We start from the raw sequence: 22467 nt of genomic DNA, 5'->3' as shown, positions 1-22467 counted from the left end.
ATGGAATTTAGAGATATCTACTTTAACCGCGAGGAACGCTTCTCCTTGGGAATTGAAGAAACATCCGGAAAGTTCTACGCTTCATTTCCTGTCAGAAATGACATGATTGAGTATGAGGAATACTACGAAATTAGCCGTGCGCAGTTTGACTTGTTTCAAACGGACCTCAATGCCGCTCTGGCTTTCGTCAACCGTTGCCGCCGCAGAGAACTAGACGAATTGTTGATTCAGAAGCCTGGCAGTAGAAGAGGGTCAGCTAACTAACTCAGGGAATTTATCCCCGGATATTCCGGCCGCTGCTGGGACCGAAAACCTCCAGCAGCGAGGCCGAGCCGCCCAAGTTGTTGCGTGACTCACCACTACTGGAGGTGAGCGGCGGTCAGCAAATTGCAAATATGACGCCAACAAGGAACGTTAATTTGACACACATAGACCGACGCTTGCTCGCCTCCGCGATAATGCTCTTGTGCATCACACCGACGTACGCTCAGGACAGTGAACAAGCGCTAAAAGCCGTTATTGCCGAGCAACAGAAACAGCTCCCCATCATGCTCGACCCTATAACCCGCATCGACAACATCAGCTACACCAATCACAACGTGCTCTACAAAATCACGCTTTACGGCTATGACAATCGGCCAGGTGAGCGGGTGTACTACGAGAGCTACCTGGCTCAGCAGATCCCAAAGGCACTGTGCAGTCAGACGGCCTATTTGCTCCTGCTTGGGCTGGGCAACAAGATCACTTACAGCTACTCAAGCAGCCAGGCCGAGCCAATCACTGAAGTGACCTTCGGACCAGAGACTTGCCGAAAACATGTAGGCGGTGATCCATCGTGATCATCTGCGGTTGAAGCGACGGCATCCGGACCTCCGAAGTGACGAATATCGTTCCGATAAGCGCAATCATGACCCGCATGTCTGCGTTACTGCGCGTCGGGAATAAATACGAATGGGCTGAGCGTCTCGATCAGTATCGAGCAGATCTACCCCACGGCTATGACTTTGCCCTCTCACAAATCTTAGGACTGTACGGAGGAATGGGGTCCCTGACTGACATCGTTTTGTACTGCGACGGCCATCCCTTGATCGACGAGAACAATGAGTTTGCCGAACTCCGCACCCGGTTATATGAGCTCTGCATGCGCCACTAGCTGTCTCTGTACCCCATCGCCCCACTAGCTAGAAAAGTAGCATTGGCCCCGGCCCGCGACCAAGGCCGCGTATACATCCCAAAGACAAGGACGCAAACACTCATGCAACCAAACAACTTCCACACTTCCTCCGACACCGGCGAGCTGATCGCAACGTTCCGCCAGGGCAAGGCCTTTTTGATTTTCGGCCTGATATTGGCCGTAGTGTTTTTGGGCCTCGCCGCATTCGTGTTCTATCTGAGCACGATTGTGCCAATGGGCGATAACGGCCCGGTCACGCTTCACACGTCCCGCGGGATGACCATGAATTTCGCCAGCCAGGACGTCGTATTTAGTTTCACGACCGGCTTGTTGGCCCTTATCGGTCTATGCCTGTTGGGTACCACCGCTTGGCACAAGAAGCTGCGCAGTACCGACTACGAAGTTTATGGAAACGGCATCGTGCGCATCACTAAAGACCAGCGCGACTACACGGCGTTTGCCGAGATAGAGGATCTGTATCTGTTCAGCTCCGGGCAGACCGTATTGACGGGCCTAATCACAAACCTGGCCTACCGTCGCGATGCCTCAGAACCCTTTCATAGAGTGGTCGATACTCTGAAAGGCTTCCAGGCATTTCAGGAGCTGGTCCGTGACTTACACGTACGGGCGCGGCTGCCGGCCGTGGCCGAAGCGCTGGAGTCGGGCCGTTCGGTCATCTTCAACTGCATCAGTTCAAAGCAGGTCTGGGGCAAGCGAGTGACCGGCAACTTCCTCAAAGTCACTACTGCGCCTATTCTTGTGAGCCGGGACTTCCTCGAGCACCAAGGCAACAAAGTGCCGATGTCGTCGCTGCGCACGGTGAATCTAGGCACTTGGACCGAAAACGTGGTGATCAAGGACGAGAACGGCAAGCCGGTATTGTCGACCATCGCCACCGGCATTCTGAGCCATGACCTGTTCCTCAATACCCTCGATATCGTATTGGGGGTTGAAGAGCAGGCACGCGAGCCAGCGTCCAATGTCTTCGAAATGAACATCCAACGATGATCTATCGCGGCGCAGGCTGGATGACTCTGTTAACACCACTGGCCATGGTGCTGTTACTGAGCTGGTTGTTGATGGACCCCAGCGCTAAATCCAGTGATTTATCGCTGATGCAATTCTTGCTGGCAGTGGGTATTGGTTCAGCCATCAACGTTGTGCTGGGCTTTGTGTTAAATCGCGAGCTTCACCCCGATGGCGTTCGCCACCACTTCTTTTTCGTGCCGATGCAGTGGCCGGCGCTGGCGATCATGCTTGCCTGCGCAGTGGTTGCTTTACTGAAATAGGCTCACCGGCCGCTCGGCAAGGGCGGTCGGGTTTCGACTTGTTCAAGGCTTACACGGTAAGTCGTGTAAGTGTCCCCGTCTTTCAGGTAAAGGTCGCTGCGGTAATCCGAGATGGCGCCTTTCAGCTTGATATGCAGGCCGTTGGGGACACGCTTGATTTCCACGTCTTTCAAGTCAGTGTCCGAGACCAGGAAGGGTGGGGTCTTGCCCAAATACACCTTCATGGTTTCGTCAGTCGATTCACGATGATCCATGTAGAACCTTAACCACTTGGGCTCTGAACGGTCCCTCGCCTCCTCCACGATATAAAGCCACTCCCCCGGTATGAAGTTTTGCTTCAGGACTATTTGCGGAGGAAGCTCAGGTTTGTGGATGTAGCCATAGATAAGCGCCCCTACAATGCAGATCAGGAAGAAAATCGCGAAGTACTTTTTAAGCCTGAGCTTGAGAGCTTGCCATTCTGTTTTATTCATAGCCTTCAACGTTGGGCGTCAATGTTTGTCTTGATAAGCGCCTAGCGTGGCGCAGTTGCGACATTTGAAGAGGTAAGCCGTAGGCCCATGATCCTTATCCAGGGCAGTAAAGAACGCTTGCCACTTCGGCCCCTCCTCCAATCCTGTTGAGTCCCGAACGGCGGCGATGGCTGCTGGCCCCATTTCAAGCAATTCTGTGTGGCCGGCCTTGCCAATGAATTCGGCCGCGTCGTCGCAGTGAGTGAACCAGCATTCTTGCTGCCAGCCATTAAAACCAGGCGTGCGCTGACAGATTTCGGCGATCTGCGCCTCGTTAAGCGTGTGTTCGCCATCCAGGCCAACGCTCTCGTCATCGGCAAACGTCGCGCCCAGACGCTGGTGCGCACTCCCGTCGGCAATGCACCAAGGGCAGATGCAGTTTTCGTATTCCTCGACGGCGTATACCGGCCCCACGTAGATGTAGCCGCGCGCCTGGTTGCACCTCACGCAAGTGTCGGAAGAGGATTGCACCGAACCGGTACCGACGGGATCGGGATGGTAGATAAAGCGGGGCAGTGTCATAAACGCATCCTTGGTGATTGCTTAATCGCATTCTTACACGCTAATTGAATCGAGCAAAAAAATGGCGGATTGCTCATCCAGGTGACCATAAATCGGCACATCTCCATGGCGATCAGCGAACACGCGCTTGGCTTGGAAACACAGCTGCGTGCGGAGCAAATTCACCATAGCTAATATCTAGCTTCAAGCTGAGGAGCTCATCCTACCCGGCCGGTACGCATCACCGGTATGCTAGCGGGAGTATGGTCACGTGCCCCGGGTAGGCCTTGGGCCCTGGAAACGAAAGGATTAATCATGCCAGATGCCACCCCCGCTATGAACCGCAGGGAAACCGCCAACAAAAAAAGAGGTGGCCATCCGTGCAATTGACTGCGCAAGGACGTGAACCCAATGACAGATAACCTGGACAATGTGTTGCTGATCGCGCTAGCGGACGGCGCACTCGACAAATTTATAGTCGGCGAGCCCATCTATTTTCAAGAAGCCAAGGTAGACACCAAAGAACCACAAAACGTGAAGGCTGCCTTCGACTTGTTAGTGCTCGACTATTGGACAAAAACCAAGAATCAAACCTTTGCGGTCAAATTTGCAACAGCAATGTTAAAGGCTCTGGACACCTACCCAGACAAAAATCGAGCGATTTATGCTGTATCTTACTGGATCCAGTATTACCAATATTGCCTCATCCAAAAGAAGTCAAATCCAAACGGCAAGTATGGTGACCTTTTTGAAATGGATACAGCTGGCATCGCAAGAGCGCTCAAGCATGAACTTGAGGCCAACAAAGCTGAATTGATTAACGACACGCGGTGGGCAGGCGAGTCGTGGAACAGTAAGCAAGGTCTCTGGGAGCCATTGATGCGCATGGCGTTAGGCGTTCGGGACAAGTTTGAAGGTCCCGACTTCGTGCCTGATAATCTCTAGCGGGACGTTCGTCTATTGGCATTTGCGCCGATTCGAAGCGTGTTTCCATGAGTCCGCATCACCCTCAGATCACAGCCTGCGGACTGCGGCCCGAACGCCACGAAGGTGCGGTTACCCAACCATCAGCAGAGCCGTGGCGGCTCGCTTCAACACCACTTGAGCAGCGAGGGCTAGAGGATGACTGAAATCCCGTTTAGACCGGCAACTTGCCGCGGAGCGCTGACCAGCAGGGTCAGCTTTTGTAATGCGCAGGAAGGCAGTTTTGAAGAGGGCCGCGATGAATAAAAACAAACTCCAGGCATCGGCGCGTGAGCTGCAGCGCACGCTAGATAAATACGCAGTCGTTGACCCTGCCGCAGCGTTACTATCGGGTTCGCTTCAGGACCTTATCGAGCGGGCCGAGCGATGCAGCATTCTTCAGGCGGTGGAAATCGGAGATATCCCAGGCTACAGGCTGCTCTCGGAGACCCATCTCCAAGGCTACAGTGATTTGTCCGAAGCATACGCTGCGTTCTACATTGAGCTTACCGGCGGCGAATCCGACGCTCTCAAAGCCTTCAAAGCGAGACGCGGCAAGTAACACGTTCGAGCTCACTATCTACAAAAGATTTGCACGCACAGCTGCATGCGAAGGAACTCACCATGAGTAACAACAAGCTTCACGCTGCAGCACTCAACCTGGAAACCCATCTCAAGGCGTATGCCGATCTCGATGCTGAGGCAGCGGAGCTATACGCTGAACTGAAGCCTCTGCTAAAGCTCGTCATGGAAGGGGCGATTACGACGCCTTGGGAGTGGGGCCAGATTCCGGGGCGATACCGCTTTAGCGAACGAGGCCTCCAGGCGTATGAAGCGCTTGAGCAGGCGTTTGCAACTTTTTGCACTGAGCTCACAGGGGGAGAAACGCCTGCCCTGAAATGGATGCGTGAATTCAGGTCTCAAAACCACTAGGCGCTGATGGCGTTCGGTTGGCTTGAGCAACGCCCGCTCTCCTCAACCGGCGCCCATCACCGGTATGCTGCTGGCAGTTTTGGTCACGTGGGCCGGGAGCTTCTGAATCTTGAAAACGGAAGAAAAGTCATGCAGGACGCCACCAAGATGAACCGCAGAGAAACTGCCAAACAAAAAATAGAAGCGGCCCTTCGTGCAATTGACTGCGCACTGACTGCCCGGCGGCAGGCGATTTTTGAGATCACCACCGAGGATCAACTCATTCGCTTCAAAGCAGTACTACTGAAGGCTTTACACCTGATTTCGCGAGGCGAGATTCCGGAACTGATCAGCCATCGTAAGCTCGGGATGGCTAGAGTCATTACGGATCAGTGGCCTTACAACCTGTCACTGGGTCTTATCATAATCGAAGCCGAACACGCCTTCGAAGCGACCTAACTGATGTAGTCTCCCTCCAATTAAGCAGCCCGCGCAGACCACGCCGTAAATCACCCTCGTTCACGCGCCACACGCTCACGATGGAGAACTGAATGAACAAGGAACCTGCCACCGTACTTGAGCTTGCATTGCATCACGATGAATTCGACAGATTCCTCGCAGGCGAGCCCTTTTATTTTCTCGAGACCAAAGACGACAACGCCGACCCTCAGAATGTTGTCGTCGCTTTTGATCGGCTGTTCATGCCGCAATTTAACGCCCGTAACGCTTCATTCTCAGCGAGTTTTGTTCAGGCTTTGCTGAAACTGCTCAACCATTATCCAGATCAAAATCGGGCGATCTATATGGCTCAACGCTGGATCTGGTGCTACTGCTACTGCCTCGCGAATAAAGAAGCGCAGCCAGACGGGCCATATGCAGCGCTGCCCAAGATTGATTTGAGTGCCGTCTCAGATATCCTCAAACGACGCTTGGTCGAACGCAGGGCTGAGTTGACCGCCGACCAACGTTGGGCAGGCGCTGCGTGGAAACAGCGAGGCAGGCCTGTGGGATCCCTTGGTGCGCACAGCACACCACGTCCGGGACAAGCTTAACGGCCCTGACTACGTTCCTGATGGAGCATAATCATTTGAAGGATCGGCACTGGGTCATCGGGTCAGGAGCGGCAACATGAGAGCAATCAGCAAAAGAATGTCTGAGGTACTCGGGGCTCATTGCGCAAACCCAACCTCTCGCCAGATTGACGAACCTCTGCAGGAGGGATGTGTCATTGAGATTGAGGATCTATTGCTGGATCTCACCTCCGATCTAGGCGGAGCAGTAGTCTTCACGCGAGGTGCCCAGTGCGTGAGCCAGACCGGGACCTACGACCTGGACATCATCTATGGCCTATCACCCGACGGATACAACATCTTCCACAGGAACAACATGTATTCCAGACGAATCCCCAACAATACCTACACATTCGGCGAGTCGCCGACGGGCGACCAGTTTTGCATCGATAAAGCAACTGGAGCCGTTCACTACTGGGTACATGACGCAGCGAATGAAGACCGGGGATATGTTTTGATTTCGTCCAGCCTTGAAGATTTCCTCAACCGGTTAGCGCCAGACGGGGCAAGCGATAGCGAAGCGTTGGAAAAGAGCAAAAAGATCATCAGCATCGATTTGTCCTTCTGAGATATCACTCTTTAGGGCGGTTCGCCCAGGTGGCATGGTGAGCGCGAACGAACTGATTTTTCGCAGACCGGGAAAGTGACATCGGTGATCTGTCCATCGCGATACCTGCCGCGCTTCTGCACGACGTGATGAAGGACACCTGCCGGCATCAATAAGAGGTATCCGCGCCTCGAATTTTAAAGACTGATCTATCGCAGAGGATCTTATGAAATTTACAGATATTTACTTCAATCGCGAAAAGCGCTTCTCACTAGGAATAGAGGAATCTTCAGGAAAGTTCTATGCTTCATTTCCGGTGAGAAATGACATGACTGAGTATGAAGAGTATTACGAAATTGATCGCGCGCAGCTTGATCTATTCCAAAGTGATCTGAATGCCGCACTGACGTTCGTTACCAAATGCCGCAACAGACAGCTGGACGAGCTGCTCATACAGAAGCCCGGAACTAGACGAGGGGAAGCTATATAACTCGCCGAATCAATTCACGAATATGGCAGCGTCTTGAGGACTGGAAACGCTTAGCAGCAAGGCTACTCTCTCCCAAGTAATTTACGATGCCGACGACAAAGGTGGTCGAGGCTAATGTGTAAATCCTCCCTAAAAGTGACATAGCCATGGCCACTCGTGAACTTGGCCCCACATTAGATACACATTTAGTGATCTACCCTTACCGCGGCGGCGCCGTAGTTTCAGGGTCAAGCTCAAGGTCTTAGTGAGGATTCACCAGATCCAGAGGGCACTGCAGCGCCAGACGGCCTACTAGCTACGTCAAGTGGGGAACAAAATCACCTATAGTTACTCCAGCATTCTGGTAGAGCCGATTGCCGGAATCCCGTTTGTACCGGGTACCTGCCGAAAGTACTGGGAAATACGGGCTACCATACCCCAAATGGCCTAGGCGTCCGTCGAGGCGCACCTAGAGGCAACCCAGGTGAAAAATCTACTGATCCACCACCGACCGCGCGCTTCGCGGATGCCGTCGATTTCCATAAACGTGTAGCGCCCTGATGTGGTTTTTTCTTTTATGCTCAACGTGCGCAGCGCTCTAACTGAATGACGCAGGTGGTAAAGAATCACTAAAGCGCAGGTCGTCAGGACGACCGCACCAATAACTCCCGCTGCGGGTACCCCAAAGATTTTGACGAAGATACTCGCGACTAATGTGGAGGCACCAGCCAACAACGCAGCCGGATACCTTGCTGACTTACTCTGACTAATTCTCGGCACTACCTTTACCTTGTTTCCACTGTATTCAAACGGATGAAACGACGGTTTTGTGCGCGTGATTATAAAATAAGTCAAAAATACTAAAGCCACGGGTAACAAGCCTGCAATGAATGCCTCGGCACTTGCCAAGCCCCATACGTCGGCGGCGGAAGAAAACGCAACACTGCTTGCCAGCACGATCAGAAAACTCTGCACACTTGCTAAGACCGACCACAAATAAAATGTAAACCTCTCGCAAAAATAGATCAGGTAAAGAAACCAGCTAAGCTTCAAGATAAAAAAAAATAAGTAGACACACCAGAAGAACGGTACAGCAGAGAGCCCTAAAACCATAGCAAACACAAGCACACTGAAACAGACCCAAGCACCACGCTTAAGATAATCGGAGTCCAAAATCATCAGCCATCACCCTTTTCAACGCTTCAACGCATTCTTTATCTGTTTGCCTCAACCCTATGGATCAACAAATGTTCCAACCCAATCCATACCTCCCAAGCAACGACTGATTTGTTAGAGGTCCTGCGTCCGTCGCCAGCGCGCCACTGGGCAGTTTCGGATTGGCAGAGCCTAGACTCGATCAGCCGTACGCTCTGCGGCACGAGAAACGCTGCGAGGACCATGATCATGTAAACCTCCTTTACCCCTTAAGCGAACACGCGAAGAGACAATTCAGCGTGCGCAGAATCACCTTTAATCATGCACCTGGTCACTGGTGCCGGGAACTAATCCACTTGAACAATCTACTGATCCACCAACGGCTGCGGGCTTCACGGATCTCGTCGATTCGCTTGAAGGTGAATGGAGCAGGCATGGACTTCTCTCGAGAACGGAGGGTGCGCAGGCCGCTAATCGCATCCCGTTCATAAAGCATGAGAACCACGCAGCAAAAAAAGACGCCCAACACAGCGACGGCGCTAGACGTCAGTGATGACACAGAGTTAATCAAAAGAGCTGATACCACTGTACCAACACCTGCAATGAGGCCGGGACTGTAATCACTGCCTCGCATAGCGACACGTGAAACCTTGTTCCCATCGGTTTGAAAAGGAAAACTCTTACGGGGAGAAAAATAGACAAATGCATAGATCAATCCCATCAACGCCACGAGCCCTATATTTGCAACGGCAGCCTGGGATCTCGAAGCGTGCAAATCTACGACAAGCGCAACATGGGCTAGACCCGCCGCAGCGACGCCAAATGAGAATACAAATGACGAAAACATGCCGAGCGTGAAAGAGGTGAAACTTTCACACCAGTAAATCATATAGAGCGTATATAAAAAGAATAAGGCCACGAAACCGAAATATAGCCAAGTACATTCAGGAAAGTTAGCAGGCCCAAACGCACCTGCGCCCACGACAAACAGAAAGGTCAATAGGGGACCTCGTTTGATTGTACGCGGGTCTGGATCATACATCGTATTCATTGAACCAGATAACTCCAATCCGCACATTAATGATGAATTCCCGGTCGCTCTATCAACGCTTGTAGCGAGCGATAGCTTTTCGAACAAAAAATTGCAATCGGCGGCAACTGTCCCCGTAGTTGAATTCCAAGCCTTGCAACCGGCTGCGAAAAGTATTCAGGAAGTCGGACCTCTCATATCTTCGCAGCGCATAAACTGCGAAGGAGGTCACAGTCTCAGAATCGTTACAGGCGTCACCGCGAGAAAGGAGACACTTTTGAGCATCTCCCTGTCAACCCGGTGAGTCGATTTTGCGCAGCGTTGAGTATCGTGCTTGGGAGTTCCAGCAGTCCGCCTCGTTGCAGGAAGACTGCGCAGCCAAACGGTCTCTGGATTGTCGAAATGTGTTAGACGCGCACCCATCGGCGAATGGGCACTGGCTTCTGCCCTGCAACTGCCTTCCGGTTCCATCCCGCCGGGCTATCGGATGACGTCAACCCACACGCGCCGTTTCCGTCGCCATAACCGTTCACAAATCAGCGACGCGAGATACCCACCAAACCAAGTTGAGACGAATCATTGAGCAATCAGTCATCCTGCGACGCCCTCCAAGACGCGATCGACGTGAGAACCATCTGCTCAAATACCAACGCCTCCGCGCTTCGCGGATTTGGTCAATTTGCATGAACGTGTAGGGCGTAGGCATTGATTGTTCTTGAAGGCGGAGCGCACGTAGCCCCCTGATGATGTGCCGAGCGTGAAACAACGCGGCGATGCAAAACGCCTGCAATCCAACCATAGCGACCATTGCAGCAGTTAAATGGCCGAGTGAATTTATAGTGATACTTGCCGCCAAGGTTGTAGCTGCGGCAACTAACACGGGATTATACGAGGCAGTTGCTCGCTGCCTATCCTGATACCTCGGCTGGACTTTTAGCCCGTTATATTCGAACGGATGAAAGGATGGTCTGCCTTTGGCCAGTACATAGTAGATCAGCAGCGTGATACCAACCGGGGCGCACCCTAGCAATAAGGGCACAAGCCCCTCTTTGCCCCAGATGCTTCCTGCAGCGAGATACGCGACCGAGCAGACTGGTAAACAAAACGCGCCTAAAAACGCCACGACCAGCGAAATCATGTAAGCGGTAAATCTTTCACAAAAATAAACCAGGTAGAGAGTCCACAGAATCGCCAGCAGCGCCACCACGAGATACAGATGCCAGAAATATTCAAGATTTGATGGACCTAGGGCCATCATGGATAAAAGGAATGTTAGCAATGTCCAACTGACCTTCTTGAGATTATGCTCATCAATCATTACCGTTCCCTAGCCCATAAGCACATACATTCATCGTCGATCACTGACGGTTGACCAGACAAAAACTCGACCTCATTCGCACCGCCTTGCTCAACGACAACCGACCTGTGTAAAGCTTTGCGCAGCGAGCTTTACGAGATATTGCAAAATGAGGCAGCGCTAAAGCTGCTTTAGCAAGCAAACTGGAGCCCTACGAACGATGACATTCAGCGACACTTACGTAAACCGAGAAGAGAGATTCTCACTAGGCATCGAGGAAACCTCAGGCCAGTTCTACGTATCATTCCCCGTAAGCAGCGGCTTAGCGGACTACGAAGAATATTACGCAATTGACGCGCACATGTTCGAACGCTTCCACCACGATCTCGCCTCAGCGCTTGAGTTCGTCAACCGTTGCCGTCGGCGAGAGATGGACGAGTTGCTGATGCAAAAGCCAGGCTCGAACCGAGGCAGCGCGATCTAGCAAACGCGGCCGCAACTCAGGGAAACGACCCATTGAAAAAAGCCATCGACTACATCGACGAAGCCATTGCGATCACCCGCCTGAGGGAGGCATCGTGTCCAGCGTTTCCCCTTTACGCAAGCTCGCTGATCCAACTCGACTTCATCAGAAACATTTTGTTGGGCACCGAAAAAGATAAGAGCCGCCTGCACAAATTGACCATTGGCGCGTGGGCCGGGAAGGAGTTCGAGGAGACGGATCCTGAGCTTGCCCATGCACTCGGCATCGCTTACTACATCGGCATCCAGATCGGTCGCGGTTTAAAAATCAAGCTCCCCGACGGCCAGCCCCTGGAAAGCCTTCACCGCCCATCTCCCCCCATCTCAGGAGTGAATTGATTGACGTCCACCGATCTGCAGCATCTCTACAACAAAGCCTGGCTGTTCGCCTCCCACGCCCACGTCGGGCAAATGATGAAGGGTTCCGACCTCCCCTACTCCACCCACGTCGCCATGGTCGCGAACGAACTGATTTTTGCGGACCGGGAAAGTGACATCGGTGATCTCTCCATTGCGATGCCCGCCGCGCTGCTGCACGACGTGATCGAGGACACCTCTACCTCGGAGGAGGCACTGGCTGAAGTGTTCGGCGCCGCTGTCGCATCGACCGTCGCCTGCCTGAGCAAGAACCTGATCGTGCCCTTCTCGGACGAGCGCTATTTCCAGGCAATCGCCGCGCATTCCCGGGAAGCGGCAGCGATCAAGTTGTGCGACCGGATCACCAATCTTCAATCCGCGCCCTCGACGTGGTCGCTGGAAAAGCGCGCGTCCTATCACGAGGAATCTGCGCAGATCCTGGCAGCGGTTGGGCATACCAATGATTACCTGAATCGCCGGCTGACGGACGCCATGGCGCGCTACAAATCCTTGTACGTTGATGAGCCGCGCAAACACATCTGATGCCGTCTTCGTGAGCAAGCTCACTCCCGCGGGAAACAGTCAACCAGTCAGCCCTTCACTCAGCGCCCTGCCTCAGCTGTGCGCCAGACGCAATCACGGTCACATACTCATCAAACAGTTGCACCTGACCCCCGACCCTGCTCCATCCCCGATACGATTCCGCGTCCCTCCTGTAGCGGGCAAAAGCTTCCGATTCCGATCCGTCCGCGAACAGTGAAGCGATGGCTGCGCTCTGGAAGTACCAGTAAATTCCGTCACATTGCTCGGTGGCTTTGGCGTTGGAAAGGTCGATCGCCCTGGACCGCCATTGCGCTGCAAGCTGACGTCCCTCTTCCCGAGAAGCGTCTGGCAGCGCTCGCCAGCCAATCTTCTCGGCGTCGTCTACATAGGCGTGATACCGGGCGAGTAATGCCTTATCTCTTTCCCAGACCGAAGGACAAACGGGCGGCGGCGTCGCGAACGCACCAGGCGCCTGACAAACCGGCAACCCGCTGAGAAGTTGCTGCACCCGCGACGACGGCTCCTCCTGCCCCCGCTCCTCGCCGCCGACAGAAGCTGACGCCGAATTCGAACTCGGCACGCTCTTCTCCACCCGCCCTCGCGCCCCAGCACTGCCCTCAACCAACCTCGCACTCCCATCACCCGCTCCCTTGATACATCCCTTCCACAACAACGACGCTCAACCCAAGCCATCGACCCAAGCCACGCCCCGGCAAACTACACCACCCCGCGCCCGAGAAAATCCAGACGCCGCACAAAAAACCACAGATTCGTCACCGCTCCAGCAAAGCTCTTTTGCATCGGTTTTCCTTAGTTGCCCGCTTAGTTCAGATCAGTAGGTGAACCGGTTCACCTTTCCGCCCTTTTCTTTACACGCGCCAAAGGGATCCAATAAATCCCTGCAGCCCTTTAACCATAAGGCCTGGAGCCATTTCCAAGCCCACCGCAGCGCCCGTAGTGGCCATAAAGCATCATTGCGGCCTGTATCAAATCTGAGAAAAACTTCGCGTCTGTAGGAACTTTCCCACACAATTAACTGCCTGAGCTGACACTGCTGGCTACTAGCTATCGGTGTTCGGCCACGTTTCACGCGCCTAATCTTCGCAGCGAGTTTTCGGGATGACGTTCATCCGGACTGCTTCTCGAGAAGGTGTGCCAGCCGGGCAACGCGTATCTCTTCACGCTGTCTCGTCGCATTCGCCGCATTGTTGAGAAAGGTTCAGGGACGATGTACCCATGACTCAAACGTTTGACGTAGAAGCACTCATAAAGCTGCGCAGCCAGACCCGGGCTATTTCCGACGTGCTCAAAGCACAGGCGTCCGATTACCTGGCCACGCTGGCGCTGTTGATTCGCCCTCAGAATCTGTTCGGTGAGTACCTGCAGGGTGCCCAGCGCAGTAGCGGCCGGGAGACGCAGCATCACTTCAAGGAACTCAAAGAGCTGTACGACAGGATTGGTTCGGCGTCTCCGTTCCAGTTGGTCAATGAGATGGAAGTGCCGCTGAACCTGATCAGCACCACGCCCGAGCTGTTTCCGCTGGAATACGACAAGGTCCTGGCCGACAGCGGTCAGACCATCCGCATCACCAGCCCGACCCGCTGGGTGATCGGCTTCAACTCCTTTGATCTGGCACGCTTTCGCAGCGTCATCAAAGACCCTAATCGCAGCAGCGCCGAGCTATATCGCTTCGTCGTGCACTACCTGGTGCTGTTTTACTGCGTGAGCAAATCACCGGGCCTGGGGCGTTTGTTTGACGGCCTGCGTTTTCCAGTGAGCTTTGAACGACTGAAAGATTTTGGCGACCTGCCGTTTTGCGTGATCAGCTCACCGGTGCGCTCGACGCTGCCGGACGACTCGGTCATTCGCAGCAGCACGCAGATTGCCGGCAACGCCAGTTTTGAAGAACTGGTGGGCCAGGACAGCATCATGGACATGAAAGATGAGATTCGTCAGCGCCTGCTGATGACGATCGAAGGACTGTAAAGCACTCGGCTCAACGTCGAGCCGACACGCAAAATGACTTGCAGCGAGTTGCTCGCACAGGAGAACACGATGGCGAAGAAGGAAAGTACCCAGCACAAACTCGACCGCGTTCGCGCCCCTCGGGTCCACATCACCTACGACGTCGACATCGGCGATGCTCAGGAAAAGAAAGAGCTGCCCTTTGTCGTCGGCGTGCTGGGCGATTTTTCCGGCAACCCCCTTGAGCCACTGCCCAAGCTCAAGGATCGCAAATTCATCTTCATTGACCGCGACAACTTCAACGGCGTGCTCAAAGGCATCAAGCCGCGCCTGGCCTATCGCGTCGACAACACGCTGGCCAAGAACGGCACGCAGCTGGGCGTCGAGCTCAACTTCAACGCCCTCGAAGACTTCGAGCCGCAGAACGTCGTCAAGCAAGTCGAGCCGCTGCGCAAGCTGCTGGAAGTGCGCAACAAGCTCGCCGACCTGCGCAACAAGATGGGCGGCAACGACAAGCTGGAAGAGCTGTTGATGGACGTGTTGCAGAACACCGAGAAGCTGAAAACGCTGGGCAAGGAATTCGGTCGTGAAGCCGCCGTTCCCGCCACCGACGCCAAAGAGTAAGCAGGAGCACGACCATGAACGACAAACAAACCGTGGCCCAGCAGGACACTGATCTGGTTGAAGTGGAAAACTTCGCCCCGCAGTCCTCGCTGCTCGACAGCATCATCTCCGAAAGCCGTGTCGCCCGCTCCGAAACCGAACGCACCCGCACCCGTGATCTGATCGGCGAGCTGGTGGGTCAGGTGCTGGAAGGCGAAATGACGCCGAGCAAGGACCTGATCGCCGTGCTCGATGCGCGCATCGCCGAGATCGATTCAATGCTCTCCGAGCAGATGAACGAGATCATGCACGCTCGCGAATTTCAGCAATTGGAAGCTTCCTGGCGTGGCCTGAAATACCAGGTCGACCAGACCGAGACCAGCACCACGCTGAAGATTCACCTGCTCAACGCCTCGAAGAAAGACCTGGTCCGTGACCTCAAGGCCTCGTCGGAATTCGACCAGAGCGCGCTGTTCAAGAAGATCTACGAAGAAGAGTACGGCACCTTCGGTGGCGCTCCGTTCGGCATGCTGCTGGGTGATTACGAGTTCAACCGTAACCCGGAAGACATGTACCTGCTCGAAGAGATCTCCCACGTCGCCGCCGCTGCCCACGCGCCGTTCATTTCGGCCGCGTCCCCCGAGCTGTTCGGCTGGGACTCGTTCACCGACATGTCCGGCCCGCGCGACCTGGCGAAGATCTTCGACACCGTCGAATACGCCAAGTGGAAGTCCTTCCGTAACTCCGAAGACTCCCGCTACGTCGGCCTGACCCTGCCCCACGTGCTGGGTCGGCTGCCGTATGGCCCGGATACCACGCCGGTCGAAGAATTCAACTTCGTCGAAAGCGTCGATGGCCGCGACCACAACAAATACCTGTGGATGAACGCTGCCTACGCACTCGGCACCCGCGTGACTGACGCGTTCTCCCGCTACGGCTGGTGCGTGGCGATTCGTGGTGTTGAAGGCGGCGGTCTGGTGGAAGGTCTGCCGACCCACACATTCAAGACAGATGACGGCGAAATCGCCCTCAAGTGCCCGACTGAAATCGCGATCACCGACCGCCGCGAGAAAGAACTCTCCGACCTCGGTTTCATCCCGCTGGTGCACTGCAAGGGCACCGACTACGCGGCGTTCTTCGGCACCCAGTCGACCCAGAAACAGAAGCAGTACAACACCGACATTGCCAACGCCAACGCCCGTCTTTCGGCGCAGTTGCAGTACATCTTCGCCACCTCGCGCATCGCTCACTACATGAAAGCGATCATGCGCGACAAGGTCGGCAGCTTTGCTTCACGTAAAGACGTCGAGATGTTCCTCAACAAGTGGCTGTCCAGCTACGTGCTGCTCGACGACACCGCCAGCCAGGAAGCCAAGGCCAAGTTCCCGCTGCGTGAAGCCCGCGCCGAAGTCTTCGAAGTGCCGGGCAAGCCGGGCGTGTACAAAGCCGTGACGTACCTGCGTCCGCACTACCAACTGGATGAACTGACGGCGTCGCTGCGACTGGTCGCAGAACTGCCGCAATCCACACGCGGTTAACCGGTCCGGGTCTGCCAGGGAGGCAACATGAGTAGCCAACACAAGTTGTTGCCGTCACTGCTGGACCGGTTGCTGGACGACCGTCCGCACCAGTCCGTTGAAGCCTCGGCGCAACGCTTGTGTTCGCTGGCCGATTACAAGGCCAGCATCGTGCGTGACCTGGAAATCCTGGTGAACACCCGCCAGTCCCTGGTGGCTGGCGAGCTCGCCGGTTTCCCGCAACTGCCCGGCACGATCCTCGATTACGGCATGCCCGATTTCACCAGCAAAAGCGTGCTCGACCCCCAGGACCGTTACCTGATTCAGCAGCAGCTGGAGAAGGCGATTTCCGACGGCGACCGGCGCTTTCGCAGCGTCAAGGTACAACTGCTCGCACAACAAACCGGCCAACGCATGCTGACCTTTCGCGTGGACGCCGTACTGCGCCTACAAGACATCTCCCGTCAGGTTTCATTTGACGCGGTGTTGCAGGTCAATACCCAGGAATACACAGTACAGAACCTCAACTGATGCTCGACGACCTGCTCCCCTATTACGAAAAGGAACTGTCGCACCTGCGCTTTCTGGGCCAGGAGTTCGCGAGCCAGTACCCGAAAATCGCCTCGCGGTTGCTCATCGAGGGCGATAACTGCGAGGACCCTCATACCGAGCGCTTGATCGAGGCGTTTTCGTTTCTCGCGGCGCGGGTGCACAAGAAGCTCGATGACGAGTTTCCGGAAATCGTCGAGTCGTTCCTTGAGGTGCTGTACCCGCACTACCTGCGCCCTACCCCGTCGATGTCCATCGTCGAGTTCACCCTGGGCAAGAACGAGAAGGTCACCGAGGCCTATCGCGTTGCGCGTCACACCGAGATCCACGCCACGCCCATCGACAGCGTGGTGTGCAAGTTCCGTACGTGCTACCCGGTCGACCTGTGGCCGATCAGCGTGCAGCAGGCTTCGTTCGTCGAAATGGAACGCTCGGCGTTCAACGGCCACAGTGCTGATCTGGTGGCGCGTCTGCGCATCGGCCTGACGGCGACCTCCGACGTGCTGTTCGGGCAGATGGAGCTGGACTCGCTGCGCTTCTTCCTCGACGGCGAAAGCACACTGATGCTGCAGCTGTACGAATTGCTCTTCAACAACCTGGCCAAGGCCACGCTGACCTTCGAAGACGAAGGCCGTATGCGCGAAGTGGCCCTGCCGGCCAATGCGCTGAAGGCGGTCGGCTATGGTCTGGATGAGGGGCTGGTGGATTACTCGGAGCGTTCGTTCCTTGGCTACCGGCTGCTGCACGAATATTTCACCTTCCCGGACAAGTTCATGTTCTTCGACCTGTCCGGTTTCGGTCGCATTCTGGCGGGCAAGGCGCTGGGCAAAGTCGAGATCAATTTCTACTTCTCCGACTACGACCTGCACGACCGCCTGGCGCGCCTGACGCAGAACATCGGCCGCGCCAACTTCAAGCTCAACTGCACGCCGATCATCAACCTGTTCCGCCAGCAGGCCGAGCCAATCACCCTGACCCATGCTCAGCATGAATACGCCATCATTCCGGACGTGCGCATGCAAAACACGGCCGAGGTGGTGTCCATCGACAAGGTGCGCCGGGTCAAGAAAGTCGGCGGGCTGGAGCAGGTCACCAGCTGCCATCCGTTCTTCGAGCCGCGCGCCGATCAGGGGCCGGGCAACAGCTTCTGGATCGCCCGCCGACGCCCCTCCCAGAGCCGGCAACGGGACGGCACCGACATGTTCATTCGGGTGGTCGACCGGGACCTGGAGCTGATCAACTCGGCCAGCGATACCTTGAGTATCCGCCTGACCTGCAGCAACCGTGACCTGCCTTCACTTCTGCCCTTCGGCGGCGCGCGCGGGGACTTCAGTGTCCCGGCAGGCTCGGTCATTGACGACATCCGCTGCCTGCGCAAACCGACCGCATCGGTGCGCGTGCCACTGGGCAACGGGGTCATCTGGCGCCTGGTCTCGCACCTGTCGCTGAACCACATGTCGCTGGTGAGCAAAGGCCGCGACGTGCTGCTGGAATTGCTGTCGCTCTACAACTACCGCAACACCTCGGCGATCCGTAAGCAGATCAACGGCATTGTCTCGGTGAGCAGCGAGCCGGTGGTCGCGCGGATCGGCCACCCGCGTCCGAACTTCGTGCGCGGCGTGGGCATCACCCTCAAATTCGATGAAAGCCAATACACCGGCAGCGGCGTGTTTCTGTTCGGCATGGTGCTCGACCATTTCTTCGGCCAGTACTGCTCGATCAACAGCTTTACCCAATTAACCCTGCGCACCTTGCAGCGCGAAAAGAGAGTGGTCCAATGGCCCCCGCGAACCGGCGATCAACCCCTGGTCTGATCGACCAGGCACGGGCTGAGCCGCACCGATTCGAATTCTTTCAGTTGGTGCGTTTGCTCCGCCTGCACTACAGCAGGAACGGGCGAATGGACCTGCAGACGCGGCCCCATGAAGACCCGTTGCGCTTTCGCTCGCAGCTGTCGCTGAATTTTCCGGCGAGCGAAGTCAGCGACGTGAAGTTTGAGCGCGAGGGCAAGGTGTCTGCGGCCGGGCTGCCGCTGACCGAAGTGCAGGTGACGTTCATGGGTCTGGTCGGGCCGTCCGGCGTATTGCCGCGCCCGTACACCGAGCTGTTGCTGGAACGCCATATTCAGTACCGGGACGACGCCGCCCACGCGTTTCTCGACGTGTTCTCGCACCGCATGACCACGCTGTTCTACGAGGCCTGGCAGAAGTACAAGTTTTACATCGAGTACGAGCGCAACGGCACGTCGGACTTCGATCGCTACCTGCTTCATCTGGTGGGCCTAGGCCCGCAGGCGCAGAAGCAAAAGTTCGCCCCTGAAGGCTCGCCCCTGCGTCGGGAGCTGTTCAGCTATTTCTCGGGGATGTTCGCGCAGAAGCCGCGCAACGCGCTGAACCTGCAGGTGATGCTGAGCTTTTATTTCTCGCTGCCGTTCAAGGTCCGGCAATTCGCCGGGCGCTGGCTGAAGCTCGACGTCAGCCAATGCACGCAGCTGGGCCGCAAGAACGCCGCCATCGGGCAGAGCGCCGTGGTCGGCAACCGGGTCTGGGATTACCAGTCCACCGTACGCCTCGACATCGGCCCGTTGGCGCTGGCCGATTACCAGCGTTTTCAGCCCGGCACCGAGGACTACCAGAAGCTGGTGGAGTTGGTGCGTTTTTACATCGGCGCGCACCTGGATTTCCAGATCGCGCCGACGCTCAAGCGCGAGGCGGTGCCACTGGCGAAGATCGGCCGTCAGGGCAACGTCGCGCTGGGGTGGCTGGGCTGGTTGAAACGTCCGGGCGCCGATGTCGAGCCGGCCCGTTGTGCTCTTTTCCATATTCCTTTTGATGGGGTCTCACTGTGAACCTGAAGTCGCTGTTCGCCAAACTGAACGAAACCAGTCGCACAGCCACAGAAGGCGCTGCCGCCCTGTGCTTGTCAGAAAACCATTACGACGTTGAAGTCGAGCACTTGCTGCTGCAGTTGCTGGAAAACAACGACAACGACTTGCCAGCGATCCTCCGTCACTACGACGTGGTCCCCGAGCGCTTGCAGGCGCAGTTGGTCACCGCCCTCGGCACCTTCAAGAAAGGCAACACGCGCACGCCGGCTTTGTCGCCGCACATCACCCGGATGATCGAGCAGGCCTGGGTCCTGGCGTCCATCGAGTTTGGCCAGAGCCAGATCCGCACCGGTTACCTGATTCAGGCGTTGCTGGACGATGACGAGCTGCACCGTGTGGTCGTGGCCTCCGCGCCTGAGCTGGAGAAAATCAACGCCGACGACCTGCGGGTCAACCTCGCCGCGCTGGTCGAAGGCAGCCCGGAGTCGGGCTTGGCCAGCCCGCTGGAGAGCCCGAAAGCCGCGAGCGGCCGCGCCGTTCAAGGCAATGGCAAAACGCCGGGGCTGGATCAATACACCATCAACCTGACCCAGAGCGCCCGCGAGGGTCGCATCGATCCGGTGCTGGGCCGCGAGTTCGAAGTGCGGCAGATGGTCGACATTCTGACCCGTCGCCGGCAGAACAATCCGATCCTCACCGGTGAAGCGGGAGTGGGCAAAACCGCGGTCGTAGAGGGCCTGGCGTTGCGTATCGTTCAGGGCGACGTGCCGTCGGTGCTCAAGGACGTGGCGATTCACACCCTCGATCTGGGCCTGCTGCAAGCCGGCGCCGGGGTCAAGGGCGAGTTTGAGAACCGCCTGAAGTCAGTGATCGAAGAAACCAAACGCAGCCTGCACCCGATCATCCTGTTCATCGACGAAGCCCATACCCTGATCGGCTCCGGTGGCCAGGCCGGGCAGAACGATGCCGCGAACCTGCTGAAGCCGGCGCTGGCCCGGGGCGAGCTGCGCACCATCGCGGCGACCACTTGGGCTGAATACAAAAAGTACTTCGAGAAAGACGCCGCCCTCGCCCGCCGCTTCCAGGTGGTCAAGGTCGAGGAGCCGGACGAAGACAAAGCCATCTACATGCTCCGTGGCCTGCTCGGCAAAATGCAGGAGCACCACAAGGTCACGGTGATGGACGAAGCATTGGTGCAGGCCGTGCGCCTGTCCAACCGCTACATCACCGGGCGTCAGTTGCCGGACAAAGCCGTCAGCGTGCTCGACACCGCCTGTGCTCGCGTTGCCCTCGCGCAGTCGGCACAGCCCGGCCCGCTGGAAGACTGCAAGCGCCAGATCGACAACGTTCAGGCCGAGATCGCCGTGCTGGAGCAGGAAGCCGCCAAAGGCAGCGACCACTCACGCCGCCTGGCTGCGCTGAACGAGGAATTGCAGAGCGTTCAGAACACTCGGGAAACCCTGGAGCAGCAGTGGCAGCGTGAGCTGGATCTGGTGAAAAAACTCGCGGACCTGGGCAGCGTCGAGGCCCCCGATGTGAGCGAGATTTCCGCCGTCCGTGCCGAGCTGTCAGACGTTCAGGGCGAGCAGCCATTGGTTCACGCACTGGTCGACGGCGGCACCATCGGCGAGGTGATTTCCGGCTGGACCGGCATCCCGCTCGGCAAGATGCTGCGCAACGAAATCGACACCGTTCAGCGCCTGCCGGCACTGCTGGGGGAGCGCGTATTGGGTCAGGATCACGCCCTGGCGGAGATCGGCAAACGCATCAAGATCTCCCGCGCGCGCATGGAAGACCCGAACAAGCCCATCGGCGTGTTCCTGCTGCTGGGTCCGAGCGGCGTCGGCAAGACCGAAACCGCTCTGGCACTGGCCGACACCCTGTACGGCGGTGAACGTAACGTCATCACCATCAACATGTCCGAGTACCAGGAAGCCCACACCGTTTCCAGCCTCAAAGGCTCGCCGCCGGGCTATGTCGGTTATGGCGAAGGCGGCGTACTGACCGAAGCGGTGCGGCGTAAACCCTACAGCGTGGTGCTGCTGGACGAGGTGGAAAAAGCCCACCCGGACGTGCTTGAGCTGTTCTTCCAGGTCTTCGACAAAGGCGTGCTCGATGACGGCGAAGGTCGCGAGATCAACTTCCGTAACACGGTGATCATCCTCACCTCCAACACCGGTACCGATCGCATCATGCAGCGCTGCCTGAACACCACCGAGCAGCCGACCCCGGACGAGATCGTCGAGGACCTGCGCGACGAGCTGAACCAGGTGTTCAAGCCCGCCTTCCTCGGGCGGTTGACCATCGTGCCGTACTACCCGGTCCAGGACGAGATTCTGGAGCGCATCGTTGCCCTGAAGCTAGAGCGTATTCGCAAGCGTTTCGAGCGCAATCATCAAGCCGTGCTCGGTTACGACGAGGCGCTGGTCAAGGCCATCGCGGCGCGCTGCACCGAGGTCGACAGCGGCGCACGCAACATCGACAACATTCTGTCCAAGACCCTCATGCCGGAACTCTCCCAGCACGTGCTGGAACGAATGGCCCAGGACAAACCGATTCAGAGCCTGCACATCGAACTGGGCAGCGACGGCGGTTTCGCCTACCGCCTGCTTTTGATTGGGTTGGAAGGGAGTTGGCTGGATTGATCAAGCATTCATAGGTATGC

The 22467-nt window shown here is 56.4% G+C and carries 28 protein-coding genes; 22 read left to right on the top strand and 6 right to left on the bottom strand.

The genetic code is table 11. The annotated features are described in order from the left end of the window. From BBI10_RS13255 to BBI10_RS13235, 5 genes are all read left to right on the top strand, one after another. Entirely contained in the window at positions 1-264 is a 264-nt protein-coding gene (locus tag BBI10_RS13255; RefSeq protein WP_065988963.1) for a hypothetical protein, read from the top strand. A 155-nt stretch (positions 265-419) separates the two neighbouring features. Next, positions 420-839, top strand: coding sequence for a hypothetical protein (locus BBI10_RS13250; RefSeq protein WP_244160356.1), 420 nt, complete (start codon positions 420-422; stop codon positions 837-839). 68 nt (positions 840-907) lie between these two features. Continuing rightward, entirely contained in the window at positions 908-1153 is a 246-nt protein-coding gene (locus tag BBI10_RS28585; RefSeq protein WP_065989088.1) for a DUF6966 domain-containing protein, read from the top strand. Between the two features lie 102 nt (positions 1154-1255). Next, positions 1256-2182: a hypothetical protein gene (locus BBI10_RS13240; protein WP_065988962.1), complete on the top strand. Its 927-nt coding sequence runs from the start codon at positions 1256-1258 to the stop codon at positions 2180-2182. Then, positions 2179-2463 carry a hypothetical protein gene (locus BBI10_RS13235; RefSeq protein ID WP_065988961.1) on the top strand — a complete coding sequence of 95 codons (285 nt, stop codon included), beginning with the start codon at positions 2179-2181 and terminating at the stop codon, positions 2461-2463. The genes BBI10_RS13240 and BBI10_RS13235 overlap by 4 nt, the downstream gene beginning before the upstream one ends. A gap of 2 nt (positions 2464-2465) precedes the next feature. On the opposite strand, the gene BBI10_RS13230 is transcribed toward BBI10_RS13235, so the two are convergent. Together BBI10_RS13230 and BBI10_RS13225 are read right to left on the bottom strand one after the other, a co-directional pair. After that, positions 2466-2936, bottom strand: a complete 471-nt coding sequence (locus BBI10_RS13230) for a hypothetical protein (protein ID WP_065988960.1) — start codon at positions 2934-2936, stop codon at positions 2466-2468. A gap of 18 nt (positions 2937-2954) precedes the next feature. After that, on the bottom strand, positions 2955-3497 hold the full coding sequence (locus BBI10_RS13225; RefSeq protein WP_065988959.1) for a CbrC family protein: 543 nt from the start codon (positions 3495-3497) through the stop codon (positions 2955-2957). 390 nt (positions 3498-3887) lie between these two features. On the opposite strand from BBI10_RS13225, the gene BBI10_RS13220 reads away from it, so the two are divergent. The 7 genes from BBI10_RS13220 to BBI10_RS13190 all read left to right on the top strand — a co-directional run bounded on the left by BBI10_RS13220 (position 3888) and on the right by BBI10_RS13190 (position 7458). Continuing rightward, positions 3888-4421 (top strand): hypothetical protein, encoded by a 534-nt coding sequence (locus tag BBI10_RS13220; protein WP_065988958.1) that lies wholly within the window; start codon positions 3888-3890, stop codon positions 4419-4421. A 277-nt stretch (positions 4422-4698) separates the two neighbouring features. Next, a complete protein-coding gene (locus BBI10_RS13215) occupies positions 4699-5001 on the top strand; it encodes a hypothetical protein (RefSeq protein ID WP_065989087.1) in 303 nt (100 codons plus the stop codon). A 62-nt stretch (positions 5002-5063) separates the two neighbouring features. Then, complete coding sequence (locus tag BBI10_RS13210) at positions 5064-5372, top strand: hypothetical protein (RefSeq protein ID WP_065988957.1); 309 nt, start codon at positions 5064-5066, stop codon at positions 5370-5372. A 6-nt stretch (positions 5373-5378) separates the two neighbouring features. Next, positions 5379-5810 carry a hypothetical protein gene (locus BBI10_RS13205; RefSeq protein WP_083233100.1) on the top strand — a complete coding sequence of 144 codons (432 nt, stop codon included), beginning with the start codon at positions 5379-5381 and terminating at the stop codon, positions 5808-5810. A gap of 92 nt (positions 5811-5902) precedes the next feature. Continuing rightward, positions 5903-6403, top strand: coding sequence for a hypothetical protein (locus BBI10_RS13200; RefSeq protein WP_347876469.1), 501 nt, complete (start codon positions 5903-5905; stop codon positions 6401-6403). Positions 6404-6479: 76 nt separating this feature from the next. After that, positions 6480-6989 (top strand): SMI1/KNR4 family protein, encoded by a 510-nt coding sequence (locus tag BBI10_RS13195; RefSeq protein WP_065988956.1) that lies wholly within the window; start codon positions 6480-6482, stop codon positions 6987-6989. Positions 6990-7194: 205 nt separating this feature from the next. Further along, positions 7195-7458 (top strand): hypothetical protein, encoded by a 264-nt coding sequence (locus BBI10_RS13190; RefSeq protein WP_065988955.1) that lies wholly within the window; start codon positions 7195-7197, stop codon positions 7456-7458. 426 nt (positions 7459-7884) lie between these two features. Here the strand turns inward: BBI10_RS13190 and BBI10_RS13185 are convergent, their stop codons facing one another. The 3 genes from BBI10_RS13185 to BBI10_RS13170 all read right to left on the bottom strand — a co-directional run bounded on the left by BBI10_RS13185 (position 7885) and on the right by BBI10_RS13170 (position 10940). Next, complete coding sequence (locus tag BBI10_RS13185; RefSeq protein ID WP_083233099.1) at positions 7885-8616, bottom strand: hypothetical protein; 732 nt, start codon at positions 8614-8616, stop codon at positions 7885-7887. Between the two features lie 307 nt (positions 8617-8923). After that, the gene (locus BBI10_RS13175; RefSeq protein WP_083233098.1) at positions 8924-9592 is read right to left on the bottom strand and encodes a hypothetical protein; all 669 of its coding nucleotides are present in this window, start codon (positions 9590-9592) and stop codon (positions 8924-8926) included. Between the two features lie 559 nt (positions 9593-10151). Beyond that, positions 10152-10940 carry a hypothetical protein gene (locus tag BBI10_RS13170; protein WP_065988952.1) on the bottom strand — a complete coding sequence of 263 codons (789 nt, stop codon included), beginning with the start codon at positions 10938-10940 and terminating at the stop codon, positions 10152-10154. Positions 10941-11139: 199 nt separating this feature from the next. Here BBI10_RS13170 and BBI10_RS13165 point away from each other — a divergent pair, with 199 nt between their 5' ends. The 3 genes from BBI10_RS13165 to BBI10_RS13155 are packed head-to-tail and all read left to right on the top strand — an operon-like array spanning position 11140 to position 12341. Continuing rightward, entirely contained in the window at positions 11140-11403 is a 264-nt protein-coding gene (locus BBI10_RS13165; RefSeq protein WP_065988951.1) for a hypothetical protein, read from the top strand. A gap of 32 nt (positions 11404-11435) precedes the next feature. Further along, positions 11436-11780: an immunity protein Tsi6 family protein gene (locus BBI10_RS13160; RefSeq protein WP_065988950.1), complete on the top strand. Its 345-nt coding sequence runs from the start codon at positions 11436-11438 to the stop codon at positions 11778-11780. Then, positions 11781-12341, top strand: coding sequence for an HD domain-containing protein (locus tag BBI10_RS13155; RefSeq protein WP_065988949.1), 561 nt, complete (start codon positions 11781-11783; stop codon positions 12339-12341). 55 nt (positions 12342-12396) lie between these two features. On the opposite strand, the gene BBI10_RS13150 is transcribed toward BBI10_RS13155, so the two are convergent. Beyond that, a complete protein-coding gene (locus BBI10_RS13150) occupies positions 12397-12921 on the bottom strand; it encodes a hypothetical protein (RefSeq protein ID WP_141695173.1) in 525 nt (174 codons plus the stop codon). Between the two features lie 656 nt (positions 12922-13577). On the opposite strand from BBI10_RS13150, the gene BBI10_RS13145 reads away from it, so the two are divergent. The 7 genes from BBI10_RS13145 to tssH all read left to right on the top strand — a co-directional run bounded on the left by BBI10_RS13145 (position 13578) and on the right by tssH (position 22447). Beyond that, entirely contained in the window at positions 13578-14327 is a 750-nt protein-coding gene (locus BBI10_RS13145) for a hypothetical protein (protein ID WP_065988947.1), read from the top strand. A gap of 69 nt (positions 14328-14396) precedes the next feature. After that, complete coding sequence (gene tssB, locus BBI10_RS13140) at positions 14397-14930, top strand: type VI secretion system contractile sheath small subunit (RefSeq protein ID WP_062387737.1); 534 nt, start codon at positions 14397-14399, stop codon at positions 14928-14930. Between the two features lie 14 nt (positions 14931-14944). Further along, positions 14945-16447, top strand: a complete 1503-nt coding sequence (tssC, locus tag BBI10_RS13135) for a type VI secretion system contractile sheath large subunit (RefSeq protein ID WP_065988946.1) — start codon at positions 14945-14947, stop codon at positions 16445-16447. Between the two features lie 27 nt (positions 16448-16474). Then, positions 16475-16957 carry a type VI secretion system baseplate subunit TssE gene (gene tssE, locus BBI10_RS13130; RefSeq protein WP_065988945.1) on the top strand — a complete coding sequence of 161 codons (483 nt, stop codon included), beginning with the start codon at positions 16475-16477 and terminating at the stop codon, positions 16955-16957. Further along, positions 16957-18789 carry a type VI secretion system baseplate subunit TssF gene (gene tssF, locus BBI10_RS13125; RefSeq protein ID WP_065988944.1) on the top strand — a complete coding sequence of 611 codons (1833 nt, stop codon included), beginning with the start codon at positions 16957-16959 and terminating at the stop codon, positions 18787-18789. The genes tssE and tssF overlap by 1 nt, the downstream gene beginning before the upstream one ends. Further along, complete coding sequence (gene tssG, locus BBI10_RS13120; protein ID WP_065988943.1) at positions 18753-19823, top strand: type VI secretion system baseplate subunit TssG; 1071 nt, start codon at positions 18753-18755, stop codon at positions 19821-19823. Before tssF ends, tssG begins: the two co-directional genes overlap by 37 nt. Then, entirely contained in the window at positions 19820-22447 is a 2628-nt protein-coding gene (tssH, locus tag BBI10_RS13115; protein ID WP_065988942.1) for a type VI secretion system ATPase TssH, read from the top strand. The genes tssG and tssH overlap by 4 nt, the downstream gene beginning before the upstream one ends. Positions 22448-22467 lie beyond the last annotated feature (20 nt).

The organism is Pseudomonas graminis (assembly GCF_001705435.1).
Classification (GTDB): domain Bacteria; phylum Pseudomonadota; class Gammaproteobacteria; order Pseudomonadales; family Pseudomonadaceae; genus Aquipseudomonas; species Aquipseudomonas graminis_B.
The sequence above is the reverse complement of the archived record's forward strand: the minus strand, read 5'-3'. Positions and strand labels throughout refer to the sequence as shown.